We start from the raw sequence: 23,786 nt of genomic DNA, 5'->3' as shown, positions 1-23,786 counted from the left end.
CTCCTTGACGTCGCTATGTGATACTTGAATGTGTGTTATTCGAGTCGCACTTACTTTGAAATGGGATTCTCAGCTAAGAAGCCACTGATCATAGGAATAACTTCCTCACTAGCGTCTTCAAGAATGTAGTGACCACAGTCAGAAAACTCATTCACTGTTGCATGAGGCATCTTCTCTTTCCATTTGGCAAGAAAGTGCTTATCAAAAACAAAATCTTTCAATCCCCAACAAATGATCGTTGGGACAGTAGAGAACAAGGGTAAACTATCATCAATATCAGAAACCAACTGATAATTTCTATCGCCCTCTTTTAATGGAATATCTTGCACAAACCTCAACGTAGAGATGCGGTTTGACCAAGAGTTAAATGGCGCAACATACGCTTCTCGAATCGATTTACTCATCGGTTTACGCTTTACACCAACATAAGAAGCCGCCGACGAGAATGCATTAAAACCTCTTACTAAGTAGGTACCTAATAGGGTATTTCGACAAATATTCAGAGCCCATGGAAACGGCTTAGATTCAGGAAGGTGGAATGCTCCTGTATTGAGAATGACAAGGCGCTTGATACGTTCAGGGTAACGAGCTGCATAGCCCATGCCTATCATGCCGCCCCAATCGTGAACGACTAACGTGATATTGTCACGAATCGATAATGACTCTAATAGTGTCTCGAGATCGTCAATGCGATTTTTTAATGTGTAGTCGTAACCAGAGTCATCCGGTTTATCGGAAAATCCACAGCCGATATGATCCGGTACAATGCACTGGTGGTTGGCACTCAATGCGCTCACTAAATTGCGATAATAGAATGACCAACTTGGGTTGCCATGAACCATCACAACCGGATCGCCTTCACCTTCATTGAGGTAGTGAAGTTGATTGCCCTTTATATCAATATAATTGCGTTTAAATGGAAACAGTGAATCCAGCATTGTTGTCCCTTTCATTGTTACCACTTTAATCCAAGCATCATGCAGTTCAAACCACTGCCTATTCCAAGAAAACTCACGTTATCACCCGGTTTGAGAAAACCGTGATCATGAGCCATTGCCGCCGTTACTGGCAAAGAAACACTGCCCATATTGCCCATTAGGCGATACGTTGGAAACTCTTTACCCACGGGAATTTGCAACGCACTAAGTACTTGCTTTCGATTTGATGCCCCAACCTGATGACAAATCACTTTGTCGACCTGCTCAGCAACCCACTCTCGCTGTTCCAAAAAGTGTTCCCATGTATCCTTCGCGAGTTTCACGCCCTCTTTCAACAGCGTAACGCCGTCAGTACGCATAAACTCACGATAGAGCTGCGGCCCCACCTCTTTCAAGCCCCATTCGCACAATTTATGGTGCTCAGGTGCGGATAAGTGGCTAGCACCTAACAGCTGGTGTTGGCGCTGATTGTTCAATGGCAATGAGCCATCAGTTAAAATAACAGCGACGGCGCCAGAACTGCCAGTTAACGTCGCCAATGACTGAGCAAAGTTCTGCATCGTCGGTTCAGCCAGCATGTGTTCGATGGTGATATCAACAATGTGCCTAGCGGATTCACACGATACCACTAGTCCAGACTTTATCTGACCCAATTCAATTCGATTGGCAATATCCAAAATGCCAGACAGCACACCCAAGCAGGCATTGCTGATGTCATAGATAGCAGTATGGGTCGACACGCCCAACTCACCAGCAATTCGACAAGCGGTCGCAGGTTCATGTTGATCTCTACACACTCCGGTATACACCACAGCGCCGAGATCATCGACATTGATACCCGTTTCATCGATGGCTTTCTGTGCTGCAGCGAGTGCACCATCAGATAACTTATGGTTTTTGGGCCACCAACGACGTTCTTCGATTCCAGTCAGTGCAGCTAGCTGCCCCATAGGAATACGGAATTTTTCATACAGAGGTGCTAAACGAGACTCTAACTCTGAGCTGGTTACCACTTGAGGGGCTAACTCATAGGCCAGACTATTTATAAAAACGCGGGAATATTTCATGCAACAGTATTAATTAGCTCGCAATATTAGACATTAGGCGCCCAATATTTAGTATTTTTAGGCATAGGGCGGACATTTGACCAAGAAACGGAAAAGGATTCAATCAAAACTACGAATTAAAGCTGATTACAGCACTATTATTGCGTAGAATGTGACTTTTATGTTACCCCACACAATAAATTGAAATGTAGAGCAATATGACAACGGTTTATCATCATCCTGTACAGATATATTATGAAGACACTGATCACTCTGGTGTTGTTTATCATCCCAACTTTTTAAAATATTTTGAACGCGCCCGTGAGCATGTGATCGATAGTGATAAATTGGCTCAGCTTTGGAATGAACACGGCCTAGGCTTTGCGGTATATAAAGCCAACATGACCTTTCAAGATGGGGTTGAGTTTGCTGAAGTGTGTGACATTCGTACTACCTTCTCGATTGATGGCAAATACAAAACGTTATGGCGTCAAGAAGTATGGCGTCCAGGAGCCACCCGAGCTGCCGTTATCGGGGACATTGAGATGGTCTGTTTGGATAAAGAGAAAAAACTGCACCCTATTCCCGATGATGTTCTGAGTTCACTCTTGTCGCAATAAATTCAATGTGCACTTTAAGTAAGCAACTTCCATTAGGTGCACATCCTTCCATTTATAAAAAATAGCGGTATAAACCCGCTGCTACGAAATATTGGGGTAATTTTTGTAAACTATTATTTTCATTAGATAAAATTAGAGTATTTACCCTAAAAGCTCCGCAAACCCATAGGAAACATAGAGTTATTCCTCAGCTGTTAATTTACTCAATAAAAACCACTCTTTTAGTCCGGTCAAACCAGTGATAAATAACCCTTTAGTCTGTTGTATCCCTAGCCTGCCTCCAGTAGTCTAGCCCACAAATAATGGATTGAGATCACTATCCAACACGATTTATATGTTGATTCAGTTATTCAAAATGAGTCAACAAACTTGTTAACGGACAATAAAGATCAAATAGATACCTAACCTTTAGGTAGTCAGTGGAGACTCATAATGAGCCAAGCACCAAAGTCACCAACTTCTTCTGCAACAACAAGCGAAGAAGATTCTCGTCTTAATAAGCGCCTGAAAGATATGCCTATTGCCATCGTCGGCATGGCTAGTATTTTTGCCAACTCTCGCTATCTCAATAAGTTTTGGGATTTAATCAGTGACAAAATCGACGCAATCTCAGATATTCCAGACACACACTGGAAAACTGAAGATTACTACGATGCTGATAAAACCGCTGCGGACAAGTCTTACTGTAAACGTGGCGGCTTCATGCCTGAAGTTGACTTTAACCCAATGGAGTTCGGCCTTCCGCCAAACATTCTTGAGCTTACTGATACCTCTCAGCTTCTCTCTCTTGTGGTTGCTAAAGAAGTGCTTGCCGACGCAAATCTTGCAGAAGGGTATGACAAAGACAAAATTGGTATCACGTTAGGTGTGGGTGGCGGTCAGAAGATCAGCCAGAGCTTAAATGCTCGACTGCAATACCCTATTCTTAAAAAAGTATTTGCTAACAGTGGCATCAGTGACGCTGACAGTGAGATGTTGATCAAGAAATTCCAAGACCAATACATACATTGGGAAGAGAACTCATTCCCTGGTTCTCTTGGCAACGTCATCGCTGGCCGTATCGCTAACCGCTTTGATTTAGGTGGTATGAACTGTGTGGTTGATGCAGCGTGTGCAGGCTCTTTAGCAGCGCTTCGTATGGCTCTGAGTGAGTTGGTTGAGGGTCGTAGTGAAATGATGATCACTGGTGGTGTCTGTACCGATAACTCACCGACCATGTACATGAGCTTCTCGAAAACCCCAGCCTTTACCACTAACGATACCATTCAGCCGTTTGATATCGATTCAAAAGGTATGATGATTGGTGAAGGTATTGGTATGGTTGCTCTTAAGCGCCTTGAAGATGCTGAACGTGATGGCGATCGTATCTACTCAGTCATCAAAGGCATCGGTGCCTCTTCGGATGGTAAGTTCAAAAGTATCTATGCACCGCGTCCGTCTGGCCAAGCCAAAGCGCTGAAACGTGCTTATGATGATGCAGGATTTGCCCCACATACTCTCGGGCTTTTAGAAGCGCACGGTACAGGTACGGCGGCAGGTGATGCCGCTGAATTTAGTGGTTTATCGTCGGTATTTGGCGAAGAGTTAAAAACTAAACAACACATCGCGTTAGGGTCAGTGAAATCGCAGATTGGTCACACCAAATCAACTGCAGGTACGGCCGGTCTGATTAAAGCGGCACTTGCTCTGCACCATAAAGTACTGCCAGCAACTATTAATGTCTCTGAACCAAACCCGAAATTAGAGATTAAAGACTCTCCTTTTTACCTAAATACTGAAACTCGTCCTTGGATGCAGCGTACGGACGGCACACCTCGCCGCGCGGGTATTAGCTCATTTGGGTTCGGTGGCACAAACTTCCACGTGGTACTCGAAGAGCACAGTGCTGAACACCTACGTGGTGATAAGTATCGTCAGCGTCTTGTTCCGCAAACGCTGCTATTTAGTGCAACAAGCAAAGCAGATCTACAGACTCAACTTAAGCAGATCTCTGCTGGTCTCTCTAACCAATCGGTTTCGTTTGATTCTGTGGTGGCAGATAATGCGCTTCGCTCTATCGATACAAGCCATGCCCGTTTAGGTCTAGTAGCGGCAACAGCGCATGAGTTAGAAACACTATTAACTCAAGCACTGGCCTCTTTTGATAAGCAGACCGCAACTCACTGGCAGCTGCCAAATGGTACAAGCTACCGTGAAAGCGCGTTTGTCACTAACAAATCGAAAGTTGCCGCTCTGTTCGCAGGTCAAGGTTCACAGTACCTAAACATGGGCCGTGAATTAGCGTGTTACTTCCCAGAAGTACGAGACCAAATTGCTCAATCTGATCAAGTATTTGGTGCGAACGGCAAAACACCGCTTTCAAGTGTGTTGTTCCCAATTCCAACCTTCAACAATGAAGATGCTGCCGCTCAACAGGCAACATTGACCAATACCGCGAATGCGCAAAGTGCCATTGGTACGCTATCTATGGGTCAATACCAGTTGTTGACTCAAGCGGGTTTCAGCCCTGACATGGTTGCAGGTCATAGCTTTGGTGAATTAAGTGCGCTGTGTGCATCTGGGGTTATCTCACAAGAAGATTACTATCAGCTTGCTTTCGCACGTGGTGATGCCATGGCGGCAACACCCGAAAAAGGTGACAGCGGTACTATGTATGCCGTCATCCTTGGTGACGCTTCTGAGCGTAGCAAAGTTGAAGAGATTACCGCTAAATTTGACGGTGTCAGCATTGCCAATTTCAATGCACCAACGCAATTAGTGATTGCCGGACCAACCGACTCAGCCAAACAAGCAGCAACATCACTGGAAGAAGCGGGACTCAAAGCGATTGCCCTGCCTGTTTCTGGTGCTTTCCATACACCGCTTGTTGGTCACGCTCAAAAGCCATTTGCTAGCGCGATTGAAAAAGCATCATTTACCAAGCCAAGCATTGCACTCTACTCCAATGCCAGTGGTGCTCAATACAAAAACGAAGCACGAACCATCAAAAAAGAGTTTAAGCAGCATATGCTTCAGTCCGTTCGCTTTAGCGATCAGTTGATGGCAATGTACGATGCGGGTGCCCGTCTGTTTGTTGAGTTTGGCCCTAAAAACATCTTGCAAAAATTGGTTGAAAAAACATTAGCGGAAAAAGGTGAGGAGTTGATTGCTATCAGCTTGAACCCAAATCCGAAAGGCGACAGTGATGCACAGTTCCGTCTCGCCGCCGTACAGCTAGCGGTTGCCGGTATTGAACTTGATAATGTAGACCCTTATCAAGCAGACATTGCCGCTCCAGCAGCTGCATCACCAATGAATATTAAGCTCAGCGCGACCAATCATATTAGTCCCGCTACGCGAGCTAAAATGGATAAATCATTAACAACAGGTTCAGTAACACTTGAAAAAGAGGTGGTTGAAAAAGTGGTTGAGAAAATAGTAGAGAAAGAAGTGATTAAAACGGTAGTACAAGAAGTACCTGTCGCCGCAGCGCCTACTGCCGCTGTAGGTTCTACTTCTGTCAATGTACAAACGGCACCTGTTGCGACGGCTGCTCCTGCTAGCAGTGGCAGCACTTTAGACGCTTTCTTTACGGCTCAACAGCAAGCCGCAGAACTGCACCAGCAATTCTTAGCGATTCCACAGCAGTACGGTGATACGTTTACCACCTTAATGGCTGAGCACACCAAAATGGCCGCTGCAGGTATTGCCATTCCTGAGAGCCTACAACGCTCAATGGAGATGTTCCATCAGCATCAGTCTGAGACACTAAAAGCGCACGCTAACTTTTTAGCACATCAGGCACAAGGCACTGAATCGCTAACACATAGCTTAACAGGAACAGCGCTATCCACTCAGGCGCCAATTTATCAAACTCCTGCAAGCCAAGCACCTGTTGTTCAAGCCCCGCTAACTCAAGTGACTTCTGCACCTACACAACCAGCAGCGGCTAAAGCTGCGCCAGTGGTTGCCGTGAAGCCTGCACCGATTGCTCAACCTGTCGTTGCTCCGATTGTTGTGCCAGCGCCAGCACCTGTTGCGGTTGCTGCTCCTGTTTCAGCTAATGCCGATGCGAAAGCGGTCATGCTTGATGTTGTTGCAGAGAAGACGGGCTACCCTACTGAAATGCTCGATCTAGAGATGGATATGGAAGCCGATTTAGGCATCGACTCCATCAAACGTGTTGAGATCCTAGGGACGGTACAAGAGCAGATGCCTCACCTTCCAGAACTCAACCCTGAAGATCTCGCGGAGTGTCGCACACTGGGCGAAATCGTCAGTTACATGAACAGTAAAATGGGGTCAGCAGCTCCGGTTGCTGTATCTGTTGTTGCCGCACCAGTTGCCAATGGCCTTGATGCAGAAAAAGTACAAAACACCATGCTTGAAGTGGTGGCTGATAAAACCGGCTACCCAACAGAGATGCTTGAACTATCGATGGATATGGAAGCGGATCTGGGTATCGACTCAATCAAGCGTGTTGAAATTCTAGGTACAGTGCAAGAGCAATTACCGACTCTTCCTGAGCTTAATCCTGAAGATTTAGCAGAGTGTCGTACTCTAGGCGAAATCGTAGACTACATGAACAGTAAGCTAGGTTCGGCGGTTTCTGTAAGCGCAGCTCCTGCAGTTCAAGCACAAGCTGCGAGTGGTTTAGATGCCTCTACCGTTCAAAATACCATGTTAGAAGTGGTTGCGGACAAAACGGGTTACCCTACCGAAATGCTTGATCTTGCGATGGACATGGAAGCCGATTTAGGTATCGACTCCATCAAACGTGTTGAAATTCTTGGTACAGTGCAAGAGCAGCTACCGACTCTGCCAGAGCTTAACCCTGAAGATCTTGCTGAGTGCCGCACTTTGGGCGAAATCGTTGACTACATGAACAGCAAACTGGGTGCAGTTGCTCCTGTGGCAGAAACTGTCGCAACAGCGCCTACAGCTACATCAACTGGCGGTTTAGACGCAGCGCAAGTTCAAGCGACCATGCTTGATGTCGTAGCTGATAAAACGGGTTACCCATCAGAAATGCTAGACCTTGCCATGGATATGGAAGCCGATTTAGGTATCGACTCCATCAAACGCGTTGAGATTCTAGGTACGGTTCAAGATCAACTGCCAACGCTGCCTGAGCTTAACCCTGAAGATTTAGCTGAGTGCCGTACCCTAGGTGAAATCGTCGACTACATGAACAGCAAACTGCCGGCAACCTCGGCAGCTGCACCATCGGTTGAAGCACCTGCCGCTCAAGCTTCTGGCTTAGACGCTGCACATGTACAGACTACCATGATGGATGTTGTTGCTGATAAGACCGGTTACCCTGCAGAAATGCTTGACCTGGCAATGGACATGGAAGCGGATCTTGGAATTGATTCAATCAAACGTGTTGAGATCTTAGGAACGGTTCAAGACCAACTACCAACACTTCCTGAACTCAATCCTGAAGATTTAGCTGAGTGTCGTACACTGGGCGAAATCGTCACTTACATGCAAAGCAAACTGGGTGATTCAGCCGCTACTGTCGCAACACCAGCGTCAGTGGTTGCCCCAACAGCACCTAGTGTTGAACTGCCTCCACACAGCGAGGTAGCGCTAAAAAAGCTTCCATCGGCGGATAAATTAACAGACTGCTTCTCAACCGACGGCTGCATTGTGATCACAGATGATGGACACAATGCTGGCGTACTGGCTGAAAAACTAACGGCAAACAACCTGAATGTGGTTGTGGTTCGTCGTGCAGCCTTATCTGTCGATAGTGACAAACAACAGTCTCCTTTGAGCAGCGATATTGCCAGCTATCAGCTTAGCGATAACAGCGAAGCGTCTCTAAACGCACTCATCACCGAGATTGAAAGCAAACATACCGCCATTTCAGGCCTTGTACACCTTCAGCCTCAAGTGACGGAATCAAACAGCTCGGCGGTTATCTTGGATAACAGTGCCAAAGAGAGTGTTGAACACGCTTTCTTATGGGCGAAGCTGCTACAGCCTACTTTGACTAAAGCCGATGATAAACGTCGTAGCTTTATCACAGTTAGCCGTATTGATGGTGGTTTTGGTTACCTTAATAGCGAGCTACTGTTGAAGGCAGAGCTTAACCAAGCGGCCCTATCTGGATTAACCAAAACGTTAAGCCATGAGTGGGACAACGTATTCTGTCGCGCCCTGGATATCGCACCAACCGTTGAAGCAAGAGACTTTGCGGATGCCATTGTTGCTGAGTTATTTGACGCGAGCACTCGCGCTATCGAAGTCGGCATTAGTGAGTCCGGTCGTATGGCACTGGTTGCTGGCGAAGCGTCACACAAAACAGCAGCTGCAAAATTGGATGCAAGCGACAAGGTACTGGTTACCGGCGGCGCGAAAGGGGTGACCTTTGAGTGTGCGTTAACCTTAGCTAAACAGTGCAAATCACACTTTATTTTAGCCGGTCGCAGCCAATTCATGAGTCCATCTGAGCTGCCACAATGGGCACAGAATAAATCAGAGAGTGAACTGAAAGTCTCTGCCATCGCTCACCTGCAAGCTTCTGGTGATAAGCCAACACCGAAAAAGGTGGATGCTCTGTTATGGCCAGTTCTGAGTAACATAGAGATCAGCAATGCGCTTAACGCCTTTACGGATGCTGGCGCAACGGCTGAGTACATCAGCTTAGACGTGTCTAACCAGCAATCTGTGGCTGACACCCTTGCGAATGTCACCGGTATTACTGGCCTGATCCACGGTGCAGGTGTCCTAGCGGATAAACACATTCAAGACAAAACCTTGGATGAGCTTAACCGTGTGTATGGCACTAAAGTCGGTGGACTTAATGCCGTACTTTCTGCACTTGATAGCAGCAAACTAAAACTGTTTGCCATGTTCTCATCAGCGGCAGGTTTCTATGGTAATACAGGACAGAGCGACTATGCGATGTCTAACGATATTCTTAATAAAGCGTCTTTACAGTTCTCTGCACGGTTCCCGCAAGCAAAAGTAATGAGCTTCAACTGGGGTCCTTGGGATGGCGGCATGGTCAACCCGGCACTGAAGAAGATGTTCACCGACCGTGGTGTCTATGTGATTCCATTACAAGCCGGAGCTGAACTGTTTAGTTCACAGCTGCTGAGTGAGTCTGGTGTTCAGTTACTTGTCGGCACTGACATGCAAGGCAACAGCGAAGAGAATAAGGAAAACAGCGTAAAAAAGCGTAATGCGGAGTCTGTGCAATCTGCAGAGGTTCCGCGTCTAAACGACAAGGTGACCGTTATTCGTCACCTTGACCCAACGGCGTTGCCTTTCATTGCGGATCACTGCATTGCAGGCAACCCTGTTCTGCCAACGGTTTGCGCTATCCAGTGGATGCGTGAAGTGGCGCAACAGCAGTTGGGCGCTGTGGTTGAGGTTCACGACTATAAGCTATTAAAAGGTATCATCTTTGATTCGAATGAGATTCAAGAGATCACGTTAACCCTCATCCCTGAAGGTGAAGGAAAAACAGCAGCGATGATCACCAGCCAAGGTCGCCCTCAATACCGTGCAACCATAGTGGTTCCTAGTCAAAGGGTCAGCACCACTAAAACCTTTGACAGTGCAAAGGTGGTTACAGACCGCCATGAGCTGTACAGCAATGGTACTCTGTTTCATGGCCCAAGGTTGCAAGGCATAGAGTCGGTGCAACGCTTTGATGATGCAGGCTTATTAGTTCGCTGTCAGTTGCCAACTGTCGATAATGCTGACTGTGGACCTTTTGCTCCAAGCCAGCAATTTGGCGGCAGTCAACCATTTGCAGAAGATCTGCTGTTACAAGCGATGCTGGTGTGGGCAAGATTACAATATGGTGCGGCAAGCTTGCCATCAACCATTGCGGAATTCCGTTCCCACCTGCCGTTTAACAGTGGTGATCTGGGTTGGATTGAGCTTGAAGTGGTGAAAACCACCGCTCGTTCACTCATGGCCAATGTCTCTCTTTATCATCAAGATGGACAGTTAAGTGCCACCATGAGCGGGGCAAAAGTCACAATCAGCAAATCACTTAATGATGCCTTTTTGCCTTCAACGGCAGCAGTAAAGGAGCCACTACTCTAGTGACTGATTCAACCAACAGAGCGATGCCTTTGCGCATCGCTATTTTAGCTCTGCCTTGTGCAGAGCTAAATGCGTATGGACAGCGCAGTAATTTACCTGTAGTCACCCTTGAACTCAGCGCACTGTCTGTCTCTTTTTCATCGGTTATAGCTCAAGTGATCGATAGCGTTACCAATGGTAACCTGGTCTGCTTAACTCAGCAGGGTGAGGCTACTGGCTTGCTCTTCCTTGATGGTCTCTCTGCGGCGAAAGGACGCATACATCCTCACGCCTACCTAGCGGGTTACCATTGCGCGGACAGTGCGGTTCAATCGTTGTCTCAGGCGACCTTACAAGCCAAACGTTTGCCAACGGATATTACACTTAATCTGCACTCTGACTCGCTACAAGCTCGCGATCAATTTTCGAGTTTATATAAACTGATTGGTCACTTCGAGCAGCGTACCGTTCCAGCGTCTGAAGCGATTCGCAACAAAACCGCTGATCACTACTGGTTCAGCCAACACCACCAAGCTCGCGTTGCCAGTTTGACCCTATTGGATGCTGCAGAGCAAACCACCAGCTTGATTTTCACGCAAGGCACACAATTAGCGCCTGCAAAATCTTTGCTACATTCTGAGTCACTCTTTTTTGTCATTTGTGCTAGTAGCCAAGCGGAACTGTTATCTCAATTAGAGCAGCTTCAGCATCAGGTAGAAACGACTCAAGATACGAGTGCGTTAATGATGCGCTACCTATCGGCCTATTCGACCAGTGCCCCACTGGCCCTAGTGGTTCAAGCTGCAAATGTCCAAGCACTGCATACTGAAATGGGTGTTATGAAAACGGCGATTACTGCCGCTTTCACTGAAAACAAAGCGCACAGAACCCCTGTGGGCAGCTGCTTTGTCGCCAATCAAGGTGAAGGGTTAGGTCAATCTGGACTGACGTTTGTCTACCCAGGTGTGGGAACCGTGTACGGCGGAATGCTTAACGAGTTACACCTCTACTTTCCAGATCTCTATGCCAAATTAGAGCGTGAAGGCAACCTCAAAGAGATGCTCCAAGCAGAGCATATCTATAGTGAAGATGCCCCTACGATGAGTTTAAGCCAGCTAGCGATTGCCGGTGTAGGCAGCAGTTACCTGTTTACCAAACTACTGTGCAATGAATTTGCGGTAAAACCTAACTTTGCACTGGGTTACTCCAAAGGCGAGGCGTCAATGTGGGCCAGTCTGGGCGTATGGAATAATCCTCACGCTCTGATTGAAGCGACCAAAACCAGCCCGATATTCACCTCCGCCATCTCTGGTGACTTAACCGCAGTACGTGAAGCATGGCAGCTAAATGATAGCGAAACCATTATCTGGAATAGCTTTGTAGTTCGCTGTGATGCTCAAACCATTCAAACTGCTCTCATTGACTTTCCACACGTTTATCTCGCGATTATTCAAGGTGACACTTGTGTGATTGCAGGGTGTGAAGCTCAGTGTAAAGCGCTGTTGAAACAGATTAAAAAGCGGGGTATTGCCGCCAACCGCGTAACGGCGATGCACACTACTCCAGCCCTTACTCAGCATCAACAAGTGAGCGACTTTTATAATCAGCCTCTGTGCGAACAGCTCCCCACTGATATTAAATTCATCAGTGCTGCAGGATCGTTAGCACATAATAATGATCGCCCTGTTGAACTGGATCGTCACCGCATTGCCCTCTCTATCGCTGATACGTTTTGTCATGGACTCGATTTTACCGATCTCATCAATAAAGCTCGTGGCCATGGTGCCTCACTCTTTATTGAAATAGGGGCAGACAGACAGACTGCAACCTTAATCGACAAAATAAACGCGCAAGCCGCACCAGAAAATGGACCAGCCTTTGCCGCAGCGGTAGCTATTGATGCTAAAGGTGGTAGTGATGCAACCAACTTGCTTAAATGCATTGCACAATTAATTACGCACCGAGTGCCGCTCTCTATTGAGCCTCTCATTGCTGGGCTTACTCGCCAGCAAGATGCGCAGTCAGATTCTCTGGCAACAGCAACACATATGAAAGAAGGACAGTCAGTTTGAGTTCTCCAAAATCTAAAATTGCTATCGTTGGTTTAGCCAACCTCTATCCAGACGCCAAAACACCACAACAGTTTTGGGACAACCTTGTTCAACTAAAGGATTCCCGTACAACGCTCTCTGCGGAAAAACTAGGCGCGAATCCTGCTGATTATCAAGGTATTCAAGGAGAGTCTGATCGCTTCTATTGTGATAAAGGCGGTTACATTGAAAACTTCACCTTTGATGCCAATGGTTATCAGCAATCTGTAGACCATTTCCAAGGGTTAGATCAGAGTTTTTTATGGGCTTTGGATACCAGCCGTAAAGCGCTGGTAGATGCTGGAATTGAATTAAACGCTGAGATTCTTGAGCGTACTGGTGTGATCATGGGGGCGTTGTCGTTCCCAACCACCCAATCAAATGAACTCTTTGTTCCTATCTACCATTCTGTAGTAGAAAAAGCGCTAAAAGAGAAACTCAATAGCCCGCACTTCTCTCTTCAACCGTTTGATTCACAATCGTCAAACAAGAATACCATCAACAGTGTCGGTATTAACGGTTCGATTGCCCATAACACCTCTAAAATAGTAGCAGATGCATTAGGTCTTGGCAGTGCACAGCTGAGCTTAGATGCCGCTTGTGCCAGCTCAGTCTATTCGTTGAAGCTTGCGTGTGACTACCTCACAACAGGCAAAGCAGACATGATGCTTGCTGGTGCGGTGTCAGGGGCTGATCCATTCTTCATCAACATGGGCTTCTCTATTTTCCACGCCTATCCTGATCATGGAGTGTCTGTCCCTTTTGACTCAAACAGTAAAGGGTTATTTGCCGGTGAAGGCGCTGGCGTATTAGTACTGAAACGACTCGAAGATGCAGAGCGTGATGGCGATCATATTTATGCGGTTGTTAGCGGTGTCGGTCTATCTAATGATGGTAAAGGCCAGTTTGTTTTAAGCCCGAACAGCAAAGGACAAGTACAGGCGTTTGAACGCGCTTACGACAGCTCCGATTTACAACCTGAATCGATTGAAGTTATTGAATGTCATGCCACGGGGACTCCACTGGGTGATAAAGTTGAACTGACCTCTATGGAGCGTTTCTTCAGTGACAAACTCAATGGCAGTGCGACCCCGCTTATTGGCTCCGCAAAATCGAATCTGGGTCATCTACTCACTGCTGCGGGCATGCCCGGCATCATGAAAATGATCTTTGCCATGAAAGAGAAGCTGCTGCCGCCAAGTGTTAATTTAAAAACACCGCTGAGCTCTCCAGATGGACTGTTTGGTAGCCATACGCTACCAACTACAGTACAGCCTTGGCCAGAAAAAGCACAAAATAGTGAACGCCATGCTGGGGTCTCTGTGTTTGGTTTTGGCGGTTGTAATGCACACCTATTGTTAGAGTCTTATTCTGGTGTAGCGGTAAGCACACCAGAATCCAAGTCTACTGTTAGCAAGCAAGTGGAATTTGCCATTACTGGTTTGGCATCTCACTTTGGGCCTCTTGCCTCAGTCAATGTGTTTAACCAAGCGATTCAAAATGATAACAGTGCGTTCATTGACCTACCTGCCAAACGCTGGAAAGGGATCAATGAGCATCCTGAACTGTTAAGCACTTTTGGTTTAGATGCGGTACCTCAAGGTGCCTATATTGATCAGTTCGAGTTGGACTTCTTACGCTTTAAAGTCCCGCCTAATGAAGACGACCGTTTGATCTCTCAGCAGTTGCTCTTGATGAAAGTCGCCGATGAAGCGATACGCGATGCCAACTTAGTTGCCGGTCAGAAAGTCGCCGTCTTGGTTGCCATGGAGACTGAGCTGGAACTGCATCAGTTCCGTGGACGTGTGAACTTGCATACTCAGCTTGCTCAAAGTTTAGCGGTCATGGGCGTTGAGCTGAGTGACACTGAATATCAGGCGCTCGAAGCGATTGCAATGGACAGCGTACTTGATGCGGCGAAACTGAATCAGTACACCAGCTTTATCGGTAACATCATGGCCTCGCGAATCGCCTCGTTATGGGATTTCAACGGACCAGCCTTTACCATCTCTGCCGCTGATCAATCGGTGGCTCGCTGTATCGATGTTGCTCAAAACCTAATGTCTCAAGAGTCCCTCGATGCGGTTGTTATCGCGGCAGTAGATCTCAGCGGCAGCGCCGAACAAGTTCTGCTTAAAAACCAACAATCCACTGTTGATGCAACTTGGAAGGTCGGTGAAGGTGCTGGTGCTGTGGTATTGGTTGATAGTCAATCGTCTAGTCTTTCAGTGGGTTACGGTCAAATTAACGGCTTAGAGTTTAGCCGTTCGAACGCTTCCTCAGCCGCAACTGACAGGCTACTGACTCACACCGCTACTGCGACTGAATCTATTGCCGTGGTTGAATTAAACCACTCTGCAATCTCTGGATCTGCTTTTGCTACCGGCGTTTTCTCGCCAACCTGCAAGCAGACTCAAGCAGAGCAGCGTATTGGCCACTGTTACGCCGCTTCTGGCATGGCGAGTTTATTGCACGGACTCCTTAACTTAAACGCGCAACCTGCCTCTCAAGCAGAAAAAGCCGCTCTAGTCGTCACTGACAGTGAACAACAGTGTTCGCAGCTTTTAATCACTCAACACCCGACACAACAGAGCGCGCTTAACGCTCGCTTGTCTGAAGAGTTGGTGCTGGATGCAAAAATTAAACTGGTAAAAAATGTCACCTTAGGTGGCCGAAATATCCACCAGCACATTGTCTCTACCGAGCTGGCTGAACTGTCATCAATACAACAAAAAATAGCCTCGGCACAGCCTAGCGCTGTACAGCTATCTAATTCTGAACATGTTCTTCAAACTAAGAACCAACCACAAGCGCCATCTACTCCGATAGCGCCGACCACAGGGTTTAAACATAGTATGACCAACAAGATTTCAAATCCCGAGTTACTGACGCCGTTCCAACACAATCAGATGTTGGCTCAGCAAGTTCATAAAGCGTTTTTACAAAATCGTGAGCAAGGGCTTAAATTAGCTGATGCTCTGTTAAAGGCTCAAATAGCCCAAGCAACAGGACAACCGCAAGCTGCAGCTACCACGCCTACTGCAACCCAAGCTCTCGTTCCGGACCACTCCTCGCAAGCTCACGCTTATGTAGCTCCAACACCAGAACGTAAACCTTGTATTTGGGACTATGACGATCTGGTTGAATACGCGGAAGGCGATATTGCTAATGTATTCGGATCAGACTATGCCGTTATTGATAACTACTCACGCCGTGTAAGACTGCCGACCACCGATTACCTTCTGGTCTCGCGAGTGACCAAACTCGACGCCACTATGCTTGAGTACAAACCGAGTACCATGACCACCGAATATGATATCCCGGTTGATGCGCCTTACTTAGTTGATGGCCAGATTCCTTGGGCGGTGGCTGTTGAGTCAGGTCAATGTGATCTGATGTTGATCAGCTACCTCGGTATTGATTTTGAGAACAAGGGCGATCGCGTATACCGTTTATTGGATTGTACCCTCACCTTCCTAGAAGATCTGCCGCGCGGTGGGGATACGTTGCGTTACGATATCTCCATCAATAACTTTGCCCGTAATGGCGACACACTGCTTTTCTTCTTCTCGTACGAGTGTTTCGTTGGCGATAAGATGGTCCTTAAAATGGATGGCGGTTGCGCGGGTTTCTTCACTGATGAAGAGCTGGCTGATGGTAAAGGCGTTATCCGCACTGATGATGAGATCAATGCTCGTAAGTTAGCGGTTAAGCAGCGCTTTACGCCACTCCTGAACTGCAACAAAACTCAGTTTAGCTACCCTGAGCTGCATAACTTGCTTAGCGCGAATGTTGCCGCTTGTTTTGGTCCGAGTCATGCTCACATTCCGCATCAACCTTCTTTGTGCTTTAGCTCAGAAAAATTCATGATGATTGAGCAAGTGAATCATGTTGATCCACAAGGTGGACCGTGGGGACTGGGGTTAATTGAAGGTCAAAAACAGTTAGAACCCGATCATTGGTATTTCCCTTGTCACTTTAAAGATGACTCGGTAATGGCAGGATCCTTGATGGCGGAAGGTTGTGGCCAGTTACTGCAATTCTTTATGCTGCATCTAGGCATGCACACCTTAACCAGCAACGGGCGTTTCCAACCACTAGAAAATGCATCACAACAGGTACGTTGTCGTGGTCAAGTACTGCCGCAATCTGGCCTATTGACTTACCGCATGGAAGTAACTGAGATTGGTACTTCACCTCGTCCATACGCCAAAGCTAACATTGATATTCTGCTTAACGGTAAAGCGGTGGTGGATTTCCAAAACCTTGGCGTGATGATCAAAGAGGAAGATGAGTGTACTCGCTACCTGCCAAGTTCAAATACTGAACAAGTTATCATTTCAAATGCTGACTCCATTGATCAAACCGCCTCTGTTAATGCACCACTAATGGCACAGATTCCTGATTTACAAACCGCACCAAACAAAGGGGTGATTCCTCTACAGCACGTTGAAGCGCCGCATACTCCGGATTACCCTAACCGTACTCCTGATAGTGTCCCTTTTACGCCATATCATATGTTTGAGTTTGCTACCGGTAACATTGAGAAGTGCTTCGGCCCTGACTTTGATATCTATCGCGGCATGATCCCACCACGTACTCCGTGTGGCGACCTGCAATTGACCACGCGTGTTATTGAAGTCAATGGCGAGCGCGGTAACTTCAAAACGCCTTCATCGTGTATTGCAGAGTACGAAGTGCCGGCTAACGCGTGGTATTTTGATGAGAACAGTCATGAGACATTGATGCCTTATTCGGTATTGATGGAGATCTCTCTGCAGCCTAATGGTTTCATTTCGGGTTACATGGGGACCACACTGGGTTTCCCTGGTCTTGAACTGTTCTTCCGTAACTTAGATGGCAGCGGCAAAATGCTGCGCAATGTGGATCTTCGCGGTAAAACCATCGTCAATGACTCTCGCCTACTCTCCACTGTCATGATGGGCACTAACATTGTACAGAGCTTTACCTTTGAGCTAAGCACAGATGGCGTACCTTTCTATGAAGGCAAAGCGGTATTTGGTTACTTCAAAGGCGAAGCACTCAAAGATCAACTTGGTCTGGACAATGGCAAAGTGACCCACCCTTGGCATGTTGATAATAACCAAACCCCAGATCAAACCATTAATCTGTTAGATAAAAGTACGCGCTACTTCAATGCGCCAGTCTCTGCTCAAGGGCTTGAGCAGTCGCACTACAAGCTTGCCGGTGGTCGCCTTAACTTTATCGATACAGTACAAATTACCACTGGCGGCGGTAAAGCAGGGTTAGATTACCTCTATGCAGAACGCACCATTGATCCGAGCGATTGGTTCTTCCAGTTCCATTTCCACCAGGACCCAGTAATGCCAGGTTCATTAGGGGTAGAAGCGATCATTGAGCTGATGCAAACCTACGCCATTAATAAAGATCTAGGCGCTGGTTTCACCAATCCTAAATTTGGTCAGATTCAATCTGAAGTGAAGTGGAAATATCGCGGACAGATAAATCCACTGAACAAGCAGATGTCACTGGATGTTCACATTACCGCCATCAAAGATGAAGATGGCAAGAAAATTATTGTTGGTGACGCCAACTTAAGTAAAGATGGGCTTCGTATTTATGAAGTAGCTGATATCGCAATCTGTATTGAAGAGGCCTAAGCGAGAGTATGACAATGAATAACACGTTAACCAACAACGAAAAGCTGACACCTTGGCCATGGCAGGTTGAAGAGTCAACCACGCAGTTCAACGAAGCTGCGATCATTAAGATACTCAAAGATTTCACCATGGGTTGTTACGCCATCGCCCACCCAGAAAGGGGCTTGGGGCTGAGTCAGCAAGCGAATATCACCTCGAATGATGCCGCCAGTGCTAAAGGGACTCATCCGGTCAGCGCGTTTGCTCCTGCATTAGGGACACAAAGCTTAGGTGATGCTGATTTTCGCCGTGTGCATGGGGTGAAGTACGCCTATTACGCCGGCGCGATGGCCAATGGTATCTCATCTGAAGAGTTAGTGATTGCCCTTGGTCAAGCTGGCATCTTATGCTCATTTGGTGCCGCGGGGTTAATTCCTTCACGCGTTGAACAAGCGATCAATCGTATTCAAGCTGCGCTGCCTAATGGGCCGTATGCGTTTAACTTGATCCACAGCCCGAGCGAACCCGCTCTTGAGCGTGGAAGTGTTGAGCTATTTTTAAAGCATAAAGTACGCACTGTTGAGGCGTCCGCTTTTTTAAATCTTACCCCGCAGATTGTTCACTATCGCGCAGCAGGCCTTAGCCGAAATGCAAAAGGCGAGATTGCAGTGGCAAACAAAGTGATTGCTAAAGTGAGCCGTACGGAAGTGGCTCGCCACTTTATGCAACCTGCGCCCGCTAAAATGCTACAAGGCTTAGTGGATGAAGGGCGCATTACCGCTGAACAGATGGAGTTAGCTCAACTGGTTCCTATGGCGGATGATATTACCGCGGAGGCTGACTCAGGCGGTCATACGGATAACCGTCCATTGGTAACACTATTACCAACGATCTTAGCGTTAAAAGATGAAATCCAGGCTCAGTTTAATTTCAATCCACCTCTTCGCGTTGGTACCGGAGGTGGTGTCGGAACTCCAGATGCTGCGCTCGCTGCGTTTAACATGGGTGCTGCCTATATTGTGACCGGCTCAATCAACCAAGCATGTGTTGAAGCGGGCGCGAGTAACCACACTCGTAAACTGCTTTCAACCACCGAGATGGCTGATGTCGCGATGGCACCTGCTGCCGATATGTTTGAGATGGGCGTGAAGCTTCAAGTAGTGAAACGCGGCACCCTTTTCCCAATGCGTGCTAACAAGTTATACGATCTGTATGCGCGTTATGACTCTATTGAAGATATTCCAACCGCCGAACGTGAAAAGCTTGAAAAACAGGTATTCCGTTCGACGTTAGACGATATCTGGACTGGGACTGTGGCGCACTTTAATGAACGCGACCCAAAACAGATTGAACGTGCCGAAGGTAATCCAAAGCGTAAAATGGCATTGATTTTCCGTTGGTATTTAGGGCTTTCTAGCCGCTGGTCAAACAGTGGGGAAGTCGGGCGTGAAATGGATTATCAAATTTGGGCAGGGCCGGCACTCGGCGCATTTAATGCATGGGCAAAAGGCTCTTATCTTGACGATTATACGCAGCGTAATGCTGTCGATCTGGCTAAGCACCTTATGTATGGTGCCGCCTATCTGTCTCGTGTTAACTTACTGCAATCTCAAGGTGTGAATTTACCACAATCGGTGATTCGCTGGAAACCAACTGATCGTATGGCTTAACAGTACTTTCAACATAAAAAAAAGAGGAAGACCTATGGTCTTCCTCTTTTTTATCAATTAGTTAGAATCGTTGCTGTTTGACTCTAACTCTTCACGTCCTTTGTGGAAAGCTCTATACGCTAACACCATCAGCGTAATAATCAGTTTAGAACTCAACCAAATCATTAAAACAGATATACCCTTGCCAAGTTATATTTTCGAGCAAAATTATACCAATCTTTAATTATTTTACTAGTCAAAATAAATGATTTGTTAACTTTGTCGAAGGCATGACACTAAGGTTTTACAATTTGTCTCATTCGTTCTTGAACCACATCAATCAATAGATCTGGTTGGAACTTCGAAATAAACCGATCACAACCGACTTTTTCGACCATCGCTTCATTAAAGTTACCACTCAGTGAGGTGTTCAATGCAATGAAAAGACCTTTCATTCTTGGGTCAGTTCTTACTTCATGGGTTAAGGTATAACCATCCATTTCAGGCATTTCGGCATCAGTAAACATCATCAGTATCTCATCGGTGACGGTTTTACCCTCATCACACCAACGCTTCAACAGCTCATAGGCTTGTTTACCATCATTGCACTCAATCACCTCTAAACCCACCAGCTTTAACGTTTCGCGAACTTGTGACCGAGCGGTACGAGAATCATCAACAATCAAAACTTTACGGCCCTGCATATGGCTCACAAGTTCTTCATCTAACACCTCTTTAGAGATGGAAATGTCGTAATCGATGATCTCAGAAAGTACTTTTTCAACATCAATGATCTCAATAATCTGCCTCATTCCCTCTTCTTCGATGTGAGAGATGGCAGTCAAATAAGTCGCTCGCCCTACTGTTGCAGGTGGCGGTTGAATATCCGTCCAAGTCGTATTGACAATGTTTCGAACTTGACCAACGAGAAAGCCTTGTACCGTTCGGTTGTACTCTGTAATGATCAGATTGGTTTCTGACTCACGATCCATCGGTCGCATTCCAACAGCGGCACGAAGATCTATAATGGGCACAGGCGTCCCTCGCAGAGTTGCTACACCCACAATGTTTGTATGTGAGCCCGGGAGCTTTGCCAATGGCGGAACTTTTAAAATCTCTTTAACTTTAAATACATTGATAGCAAACAGTTGGTTGGTATTTAATTTAAACAACAACAACTCTAAGCGGTTTTCCCCGACTAAGTTGGTTCGCTGATCAACGGTGCTTAATATTCCAGACATACATTTTCACTCTGCTAACAATTTTATTAGTTATGTCACTTAATATGCAATTATTGCCTATAAATGTCACGTACAACCCATTTTTTTATCTAACTTACATCTCAAAGTCAGAATTTTATAACAATTAATTCGCTAAAATATTACAAATTACATGCATAAGGCCACTGATTCCTATAATATCACCATCACTTATAGAAATGCTGTATATAGGACCGTATTATGAACCAAACCCAACCCTTTTTATTTCGACTCGCTAATACTAGTTTAGTGCTTCAAATCGTTATCGGCATTATTGCTGGCGTTTTATTTGCAATCACTGTTCCTGACATCGCGATTTCTTTAGGCCTTTTCGGTCAACTTTTCGTGAGTGCATTGAAAGCGGTTGCTCCTATTTTAGTCTTCATTTTGGTCGCTTCATCCATTGCTAACCAAAAGAGCGGCAGCCACACTAACATGAAACCGATTGTGTCACTCTACCTAGCGGGCACTTTTGCTGCAGCGTTAACCGCGGTTGTGATGAGCTTCCTATTTCCAACCACGTTAACTCTCGTCACCAGTAATACGGCTATCGCACCACCTGAAGGCATTACTGAGGTATTGCATACCCTACTGTTTAAAATCATCGACAACCCAATTAATGCGCTTATGACGGGTAACTTTATCGGTATTCTCGGTTGGGCTGTTGCACTGGGTCTTGTATTGAACAAAGCATCAACCGCAACCAAGCAGATTTTTGTCGACCTTTCTGACGGCATATCTACCATCGTAACGGTCGTCATTCGTTTCGCACCTCTTGGTATCTTTGGTCTTGTCGCTAATACCTTCGCTGAAACTGGCTTCTCAGCTCTACTCGGTTATTCCCACCTTCTTGTGGTATTACTAAGTTCAATGCTGATCATGGCACTGGTTATTAACCCAATCTTTGTGTTTGTTAAAACCAAGCGTAACCCTTACCCATTGGTCTTCAAATGCCTCAGAGAGAGTGGTGTTACAGCCTTCTTTACTCGTAGTTCAGCGGCTAACATTCCAGTGAATATGGACCTGTGTAAACGTTTGGATCTGCATGAAGACACTTACTCAGTCTCTATCCCGCTTGGCGCAACCATTAACATGGGCGGTGCAGCAATCACCATTACGGTATTAACCCTAGCAGCGGTTCATACACTCGGTGTGCAAGTAGATATTGCTACTGCCGTTCTATTAAGTATTGTTGCGGCAGTATCTGCTTGTGGTGCTTCTGGTGTGGCTGGCGGTTCACTACTGCTTATCCCACTAGCGTGTAGCCTATTTGGCGTACCAAACGAAGTTGCCATGCAAGTTGTCGCTGTCGGATTTATCATTGGTGTGATTCAAGACTCTGCTGAGACCGCTCTAAATAGCTCAACAGACGTCATCTTTACCACGGCAGCCTGTAAAGCGGCCGAAGACGATCAAACTTTACCCTTAGTTGCTAAGGCGTAAAATAGCATCATTAAAAGCCATGTGCGATCACATGGCTTTTCTTCTGTTTCATATCAAACTTATTGTGTATCTACCTTTCTTGTTTCTCTTAATCTGTGATCTTCATCTCTTCCTAAACAGTTCGATATCCCTACAATTGCATTGTTAACAAGATGTGAAACCCTCTCTCAACTAAATAAGATAAAAATATGRAATTGGAAGCGATCGATTACACAGCAGACAATGCTGAAGAGCTCTTTGTCAAATCTCTACGTGAAACTGGCTTTGGGGTATTAAAAAAACACCCAATTCAACAGAAACTGGTCACTTCAATTTATGACCATTGGCAGCAGTTTTTCTCGTCAACTGACGATGATAAAAAGTCGTTTCATTTTGATCCAAAGACCCAAGACGGTTTCTTTCCGTCAACGGTTTCTGAGACAGCAAAAGGGTTGACCGTTAAAGACATTAAAGAGTATTTCCACTACTACCCATGGGGACAGTGCCCCTCAGAACTAAAAGCCGAGCTACAAAGTTACTATGACAATGCCAATTCATTGGCTTCTGAGTTGTTAACTTGGGTTGAAAACCAATCGCCTTCTGATGTCTCTGCACGCTTCTCTCAACCGCTATCAAGTATGATAGAGGGTAATCAACAAACATTACTGCGTATCCTGCACTACCCACCGCTACAGGGCGATGAGGAGCTGGGTGCCATTCGCGCAGGAGCACATGAAGACATCAACCTTTTGACTATACTGCCTGCTGCTAATGAGCCCGGTTTACAAGTCATGTCTAAAGAGGGGGAGTGGTTAGATGTACCGTCTGATTTTGGCAATTTGATCATTAACATTGGTGACATGTTACAAGAAGCATCAGGGGGGTATTTTCCGTCAACCACTCACCGAGTGATCAATCCAGAAGGTGCAGATAAGAGTAAATCTCGGATCTCACTGCCCCTTTTCCTCCACCCAAAACCAGAGGTAGTACTGTCAGAAAGATACACTGCCAATGAATATCTGATGGAGCGTTTACGCGAACTGGGTGTCATTTAAGTTTCTGTTTTACTCATTTGCTTAAAATAAAAAAAAGCGGACGATATGTCCGCTTTTTTAT

10 protein-coding genes are annotated in these 23,786 nt (G+C 46.3%); 7 read left to right on the top strand and 3 right to left on the bottom strand.

The window, feature by feature from the left end:
• Positions 1 to 50: 50 nt before the first annotated feature.
• Together L4C32_RS00840 and L4C32_RS00835 are read right to left on the bottom strand one after the other, a co-directional pair.
• Positions 51 to 953, bottom strand: coding sequence for an alpha/beta fold hydrolase (locus tag L4C32_RS00840; RefSeq protein ID WP_428194949.1), 903 nt, complete (start codon positions 951 to 953; stop codon positions 51 to 53).
• Between the two features lie 2 nt (positions 954 to 955).
• Positions 956 to 2,005 carry a 3-oxoacyl-ACP synthase III gene (locus tag L4C32_RS00835; protein WP_428194948.1) on the bottom strand — a complete coding sequence of 350 codons (1,050 nt, stop codon included), beginning with the start codon at positions 2,003 to 2,005 and terminating at the stop codon, positions 956 to 958.
• 197 nt (positions 2,006 to 2,202) lie between these two features.
• Between L4C32_RS00835 and L4C32_RS00830 the strand changes: the two genes are divergently transcribed.
• From L4C32_RS00830 to pfaD, 5 genes are all read left to right on the top strand, one after another.
• Positions 2,203 to 2,604, top strand: coding sequence for a thioesterase family protein (locus L4C32_RS00830; RefSeq protein ID WP_428194947.1), 402 nt, complete (start codon positions 2,203 to 2,205; stop codon positions 2,602 to 2,604).
• Between the two features lie 432 nt (positions 2,605 to 3,036).
• On the top strand, positions 3,037 to 10,650 hold the full coding sequence (locus L4C32_RS00825; RefSeq protein ID WP_428194946.1) for a phosphopantetheine-binding protein: 7,614 nt from the start codon (positions 3,037 to 3,039) through the stop codon (positions 10,648 to 10,650).
• Positions 10,650 to 12,701 carry a PfaB family protein gene (locus L4C32_RS00820; protein ID WP_428194945.1) on the top strand — a complete coding sequence of 684 codons (2,052 nt, stop codon included), beginning with the start codon at positions 10,650 to 10,652 and terminating at the stop codon, positions 12,699 to 12,701. Before L4C32_RS00825 ends, L4C32_RS00820 begins: the two co-directional genes overlap by 1 nt.
• Entirely contained in the window at positions 12,698 to 18,361 is a 5,664-nt protein-coding gene (locus L4C32_RS00815; protein ID WP_428194944.1) for a hotdog fold thioesterase, read from the top strand. Before L4C32_RS00820 ends, L4C32_RS00815 begins: the two co-directional genes overlap by 4 nt.
• 14 nt (positions 18,362 to 18,375) lie before the next feature.
• Entirely contained in the window at positions 18,376 to 20,010 is a 1,635-nt protein-coding gene (pfaD, locus tag L4C32_RS00810; protein ID WP_428194943.1) for an eicosapentaenoate synthase subunit PfaD, read from the top strand.
• A 275-nt stretch (positions 20,011 to 20,285) separates the two neighbouring features.
• Here pfaD and L4C32_RS00805 read toward each other — a convergent pair whose 3' ends face one another.
• Positions 20,286 to 21,230 (bottom strand): chemotaxis protein CheV, encoded by a 945-nt coding sequence (locus tag L4C32_RS00805; protein WP_428194942.1) that lies wholly within the window; start codon positions 21,228 to 21,230, stop codon positions 20,286 to 20,288.
• A gap of 219 nt (positions 21,231 to 21,449) precedes the next feature.
• On the opposite strand from L4C32_RS00805, the gene sstT reads away from it, so the two are divergent.
• Entirely contained in the window at positions 21,450 to 22,691 is a 1,242-nt protein-coding gene (gene sstT, locus L4C32_RS00800) for a serine/threonine transporter SstT (RefSeq protein WP_428194941.1), read from the top strand.
• Between the two features lie 188 nt (positions 22,692 to 22,879).
• The gene (locus L4C32_RS00795; RefSeq protein ID WP_428194940.1) at positions 22,880 to 23,725 is read left to right on the top strand and encodes an isopenicillin N synthase family dioxygenase; all 846 of its coding nucleotides are present in this window, start codon (positions 22,880 to 22,882) and stop codon (positions 23,723 to 23,725) included.
• Positions 23,726 to 23,786 lie beyond the last annotated feature (61 nt).

Source organism: Aliivibrio kagoshimensis, assembly GCF_050337105.1.
Taxonomy (GTDB): domain Bacteria; phylum Pseudomonadota; class Gammaproteobacteria; order Enterobacterales; family Vibrionaceae; genus Aliivibrio_A; species Aliivibrio_A kagoshimensis.
This window is presented reverse-complemented; position numbering and strand designations above follow the sequence as displayed.

What these genes read in the sequence shown, in the direction of transcription:
- L4C32_RS00840 (WP_428194949.1), bottom strand. Translation starts at nt 953, where the DNA reads ATGAAAGGGACAACAATGCTGGATTCACTGTTTCCATTTAAACGCAAT.
- L4C32_RS00835 (WP_428194948.1), bottom strand. Translation starts at nt 2,005, where the DNA reads ATGAAATATTCCCGCGTTTTTATAAATAGTCTGGCCTATGAGTTAGCC.
- L4C32_RS00830 (WP_428194947.1), top strand. Translation starts at nt 2,203, where the DNA reads ATGACAACGGTTTATCATCATCCTGTACAGATATATTATGAAGACACT.
- L4C32_RS00825 (WP_428194946.1), top strand. Translation starts at nt 3,037, where the DNA reads ATGAGCCAAGCACCAAAGTCACCAACTTCTTCTGCAACAACAAGCGAA.
- pfaD (WP_428194943.1), top strand. Translation starts at nt 18,376, where the DNA reads ATGAATAACACGTTAACCAACAACGAAAAGCTGACACCTTGGCCATGG.
- L4C32_RS00805 (WP_428194942.1), bottom strand. Translation starts at nt 21,230, where the DNA reads ATGTCTGGAATATTAAGCACCGTTGATCAGCGAACCAACTTAGTCGGG.
- sstT (WP_428194941.1), top strand. Translation starts at nt 21,450, where the DNA reads ATGAACCAAACCCAACCCTTTTTATTTCGACTCGCTAATACTAGTTTA.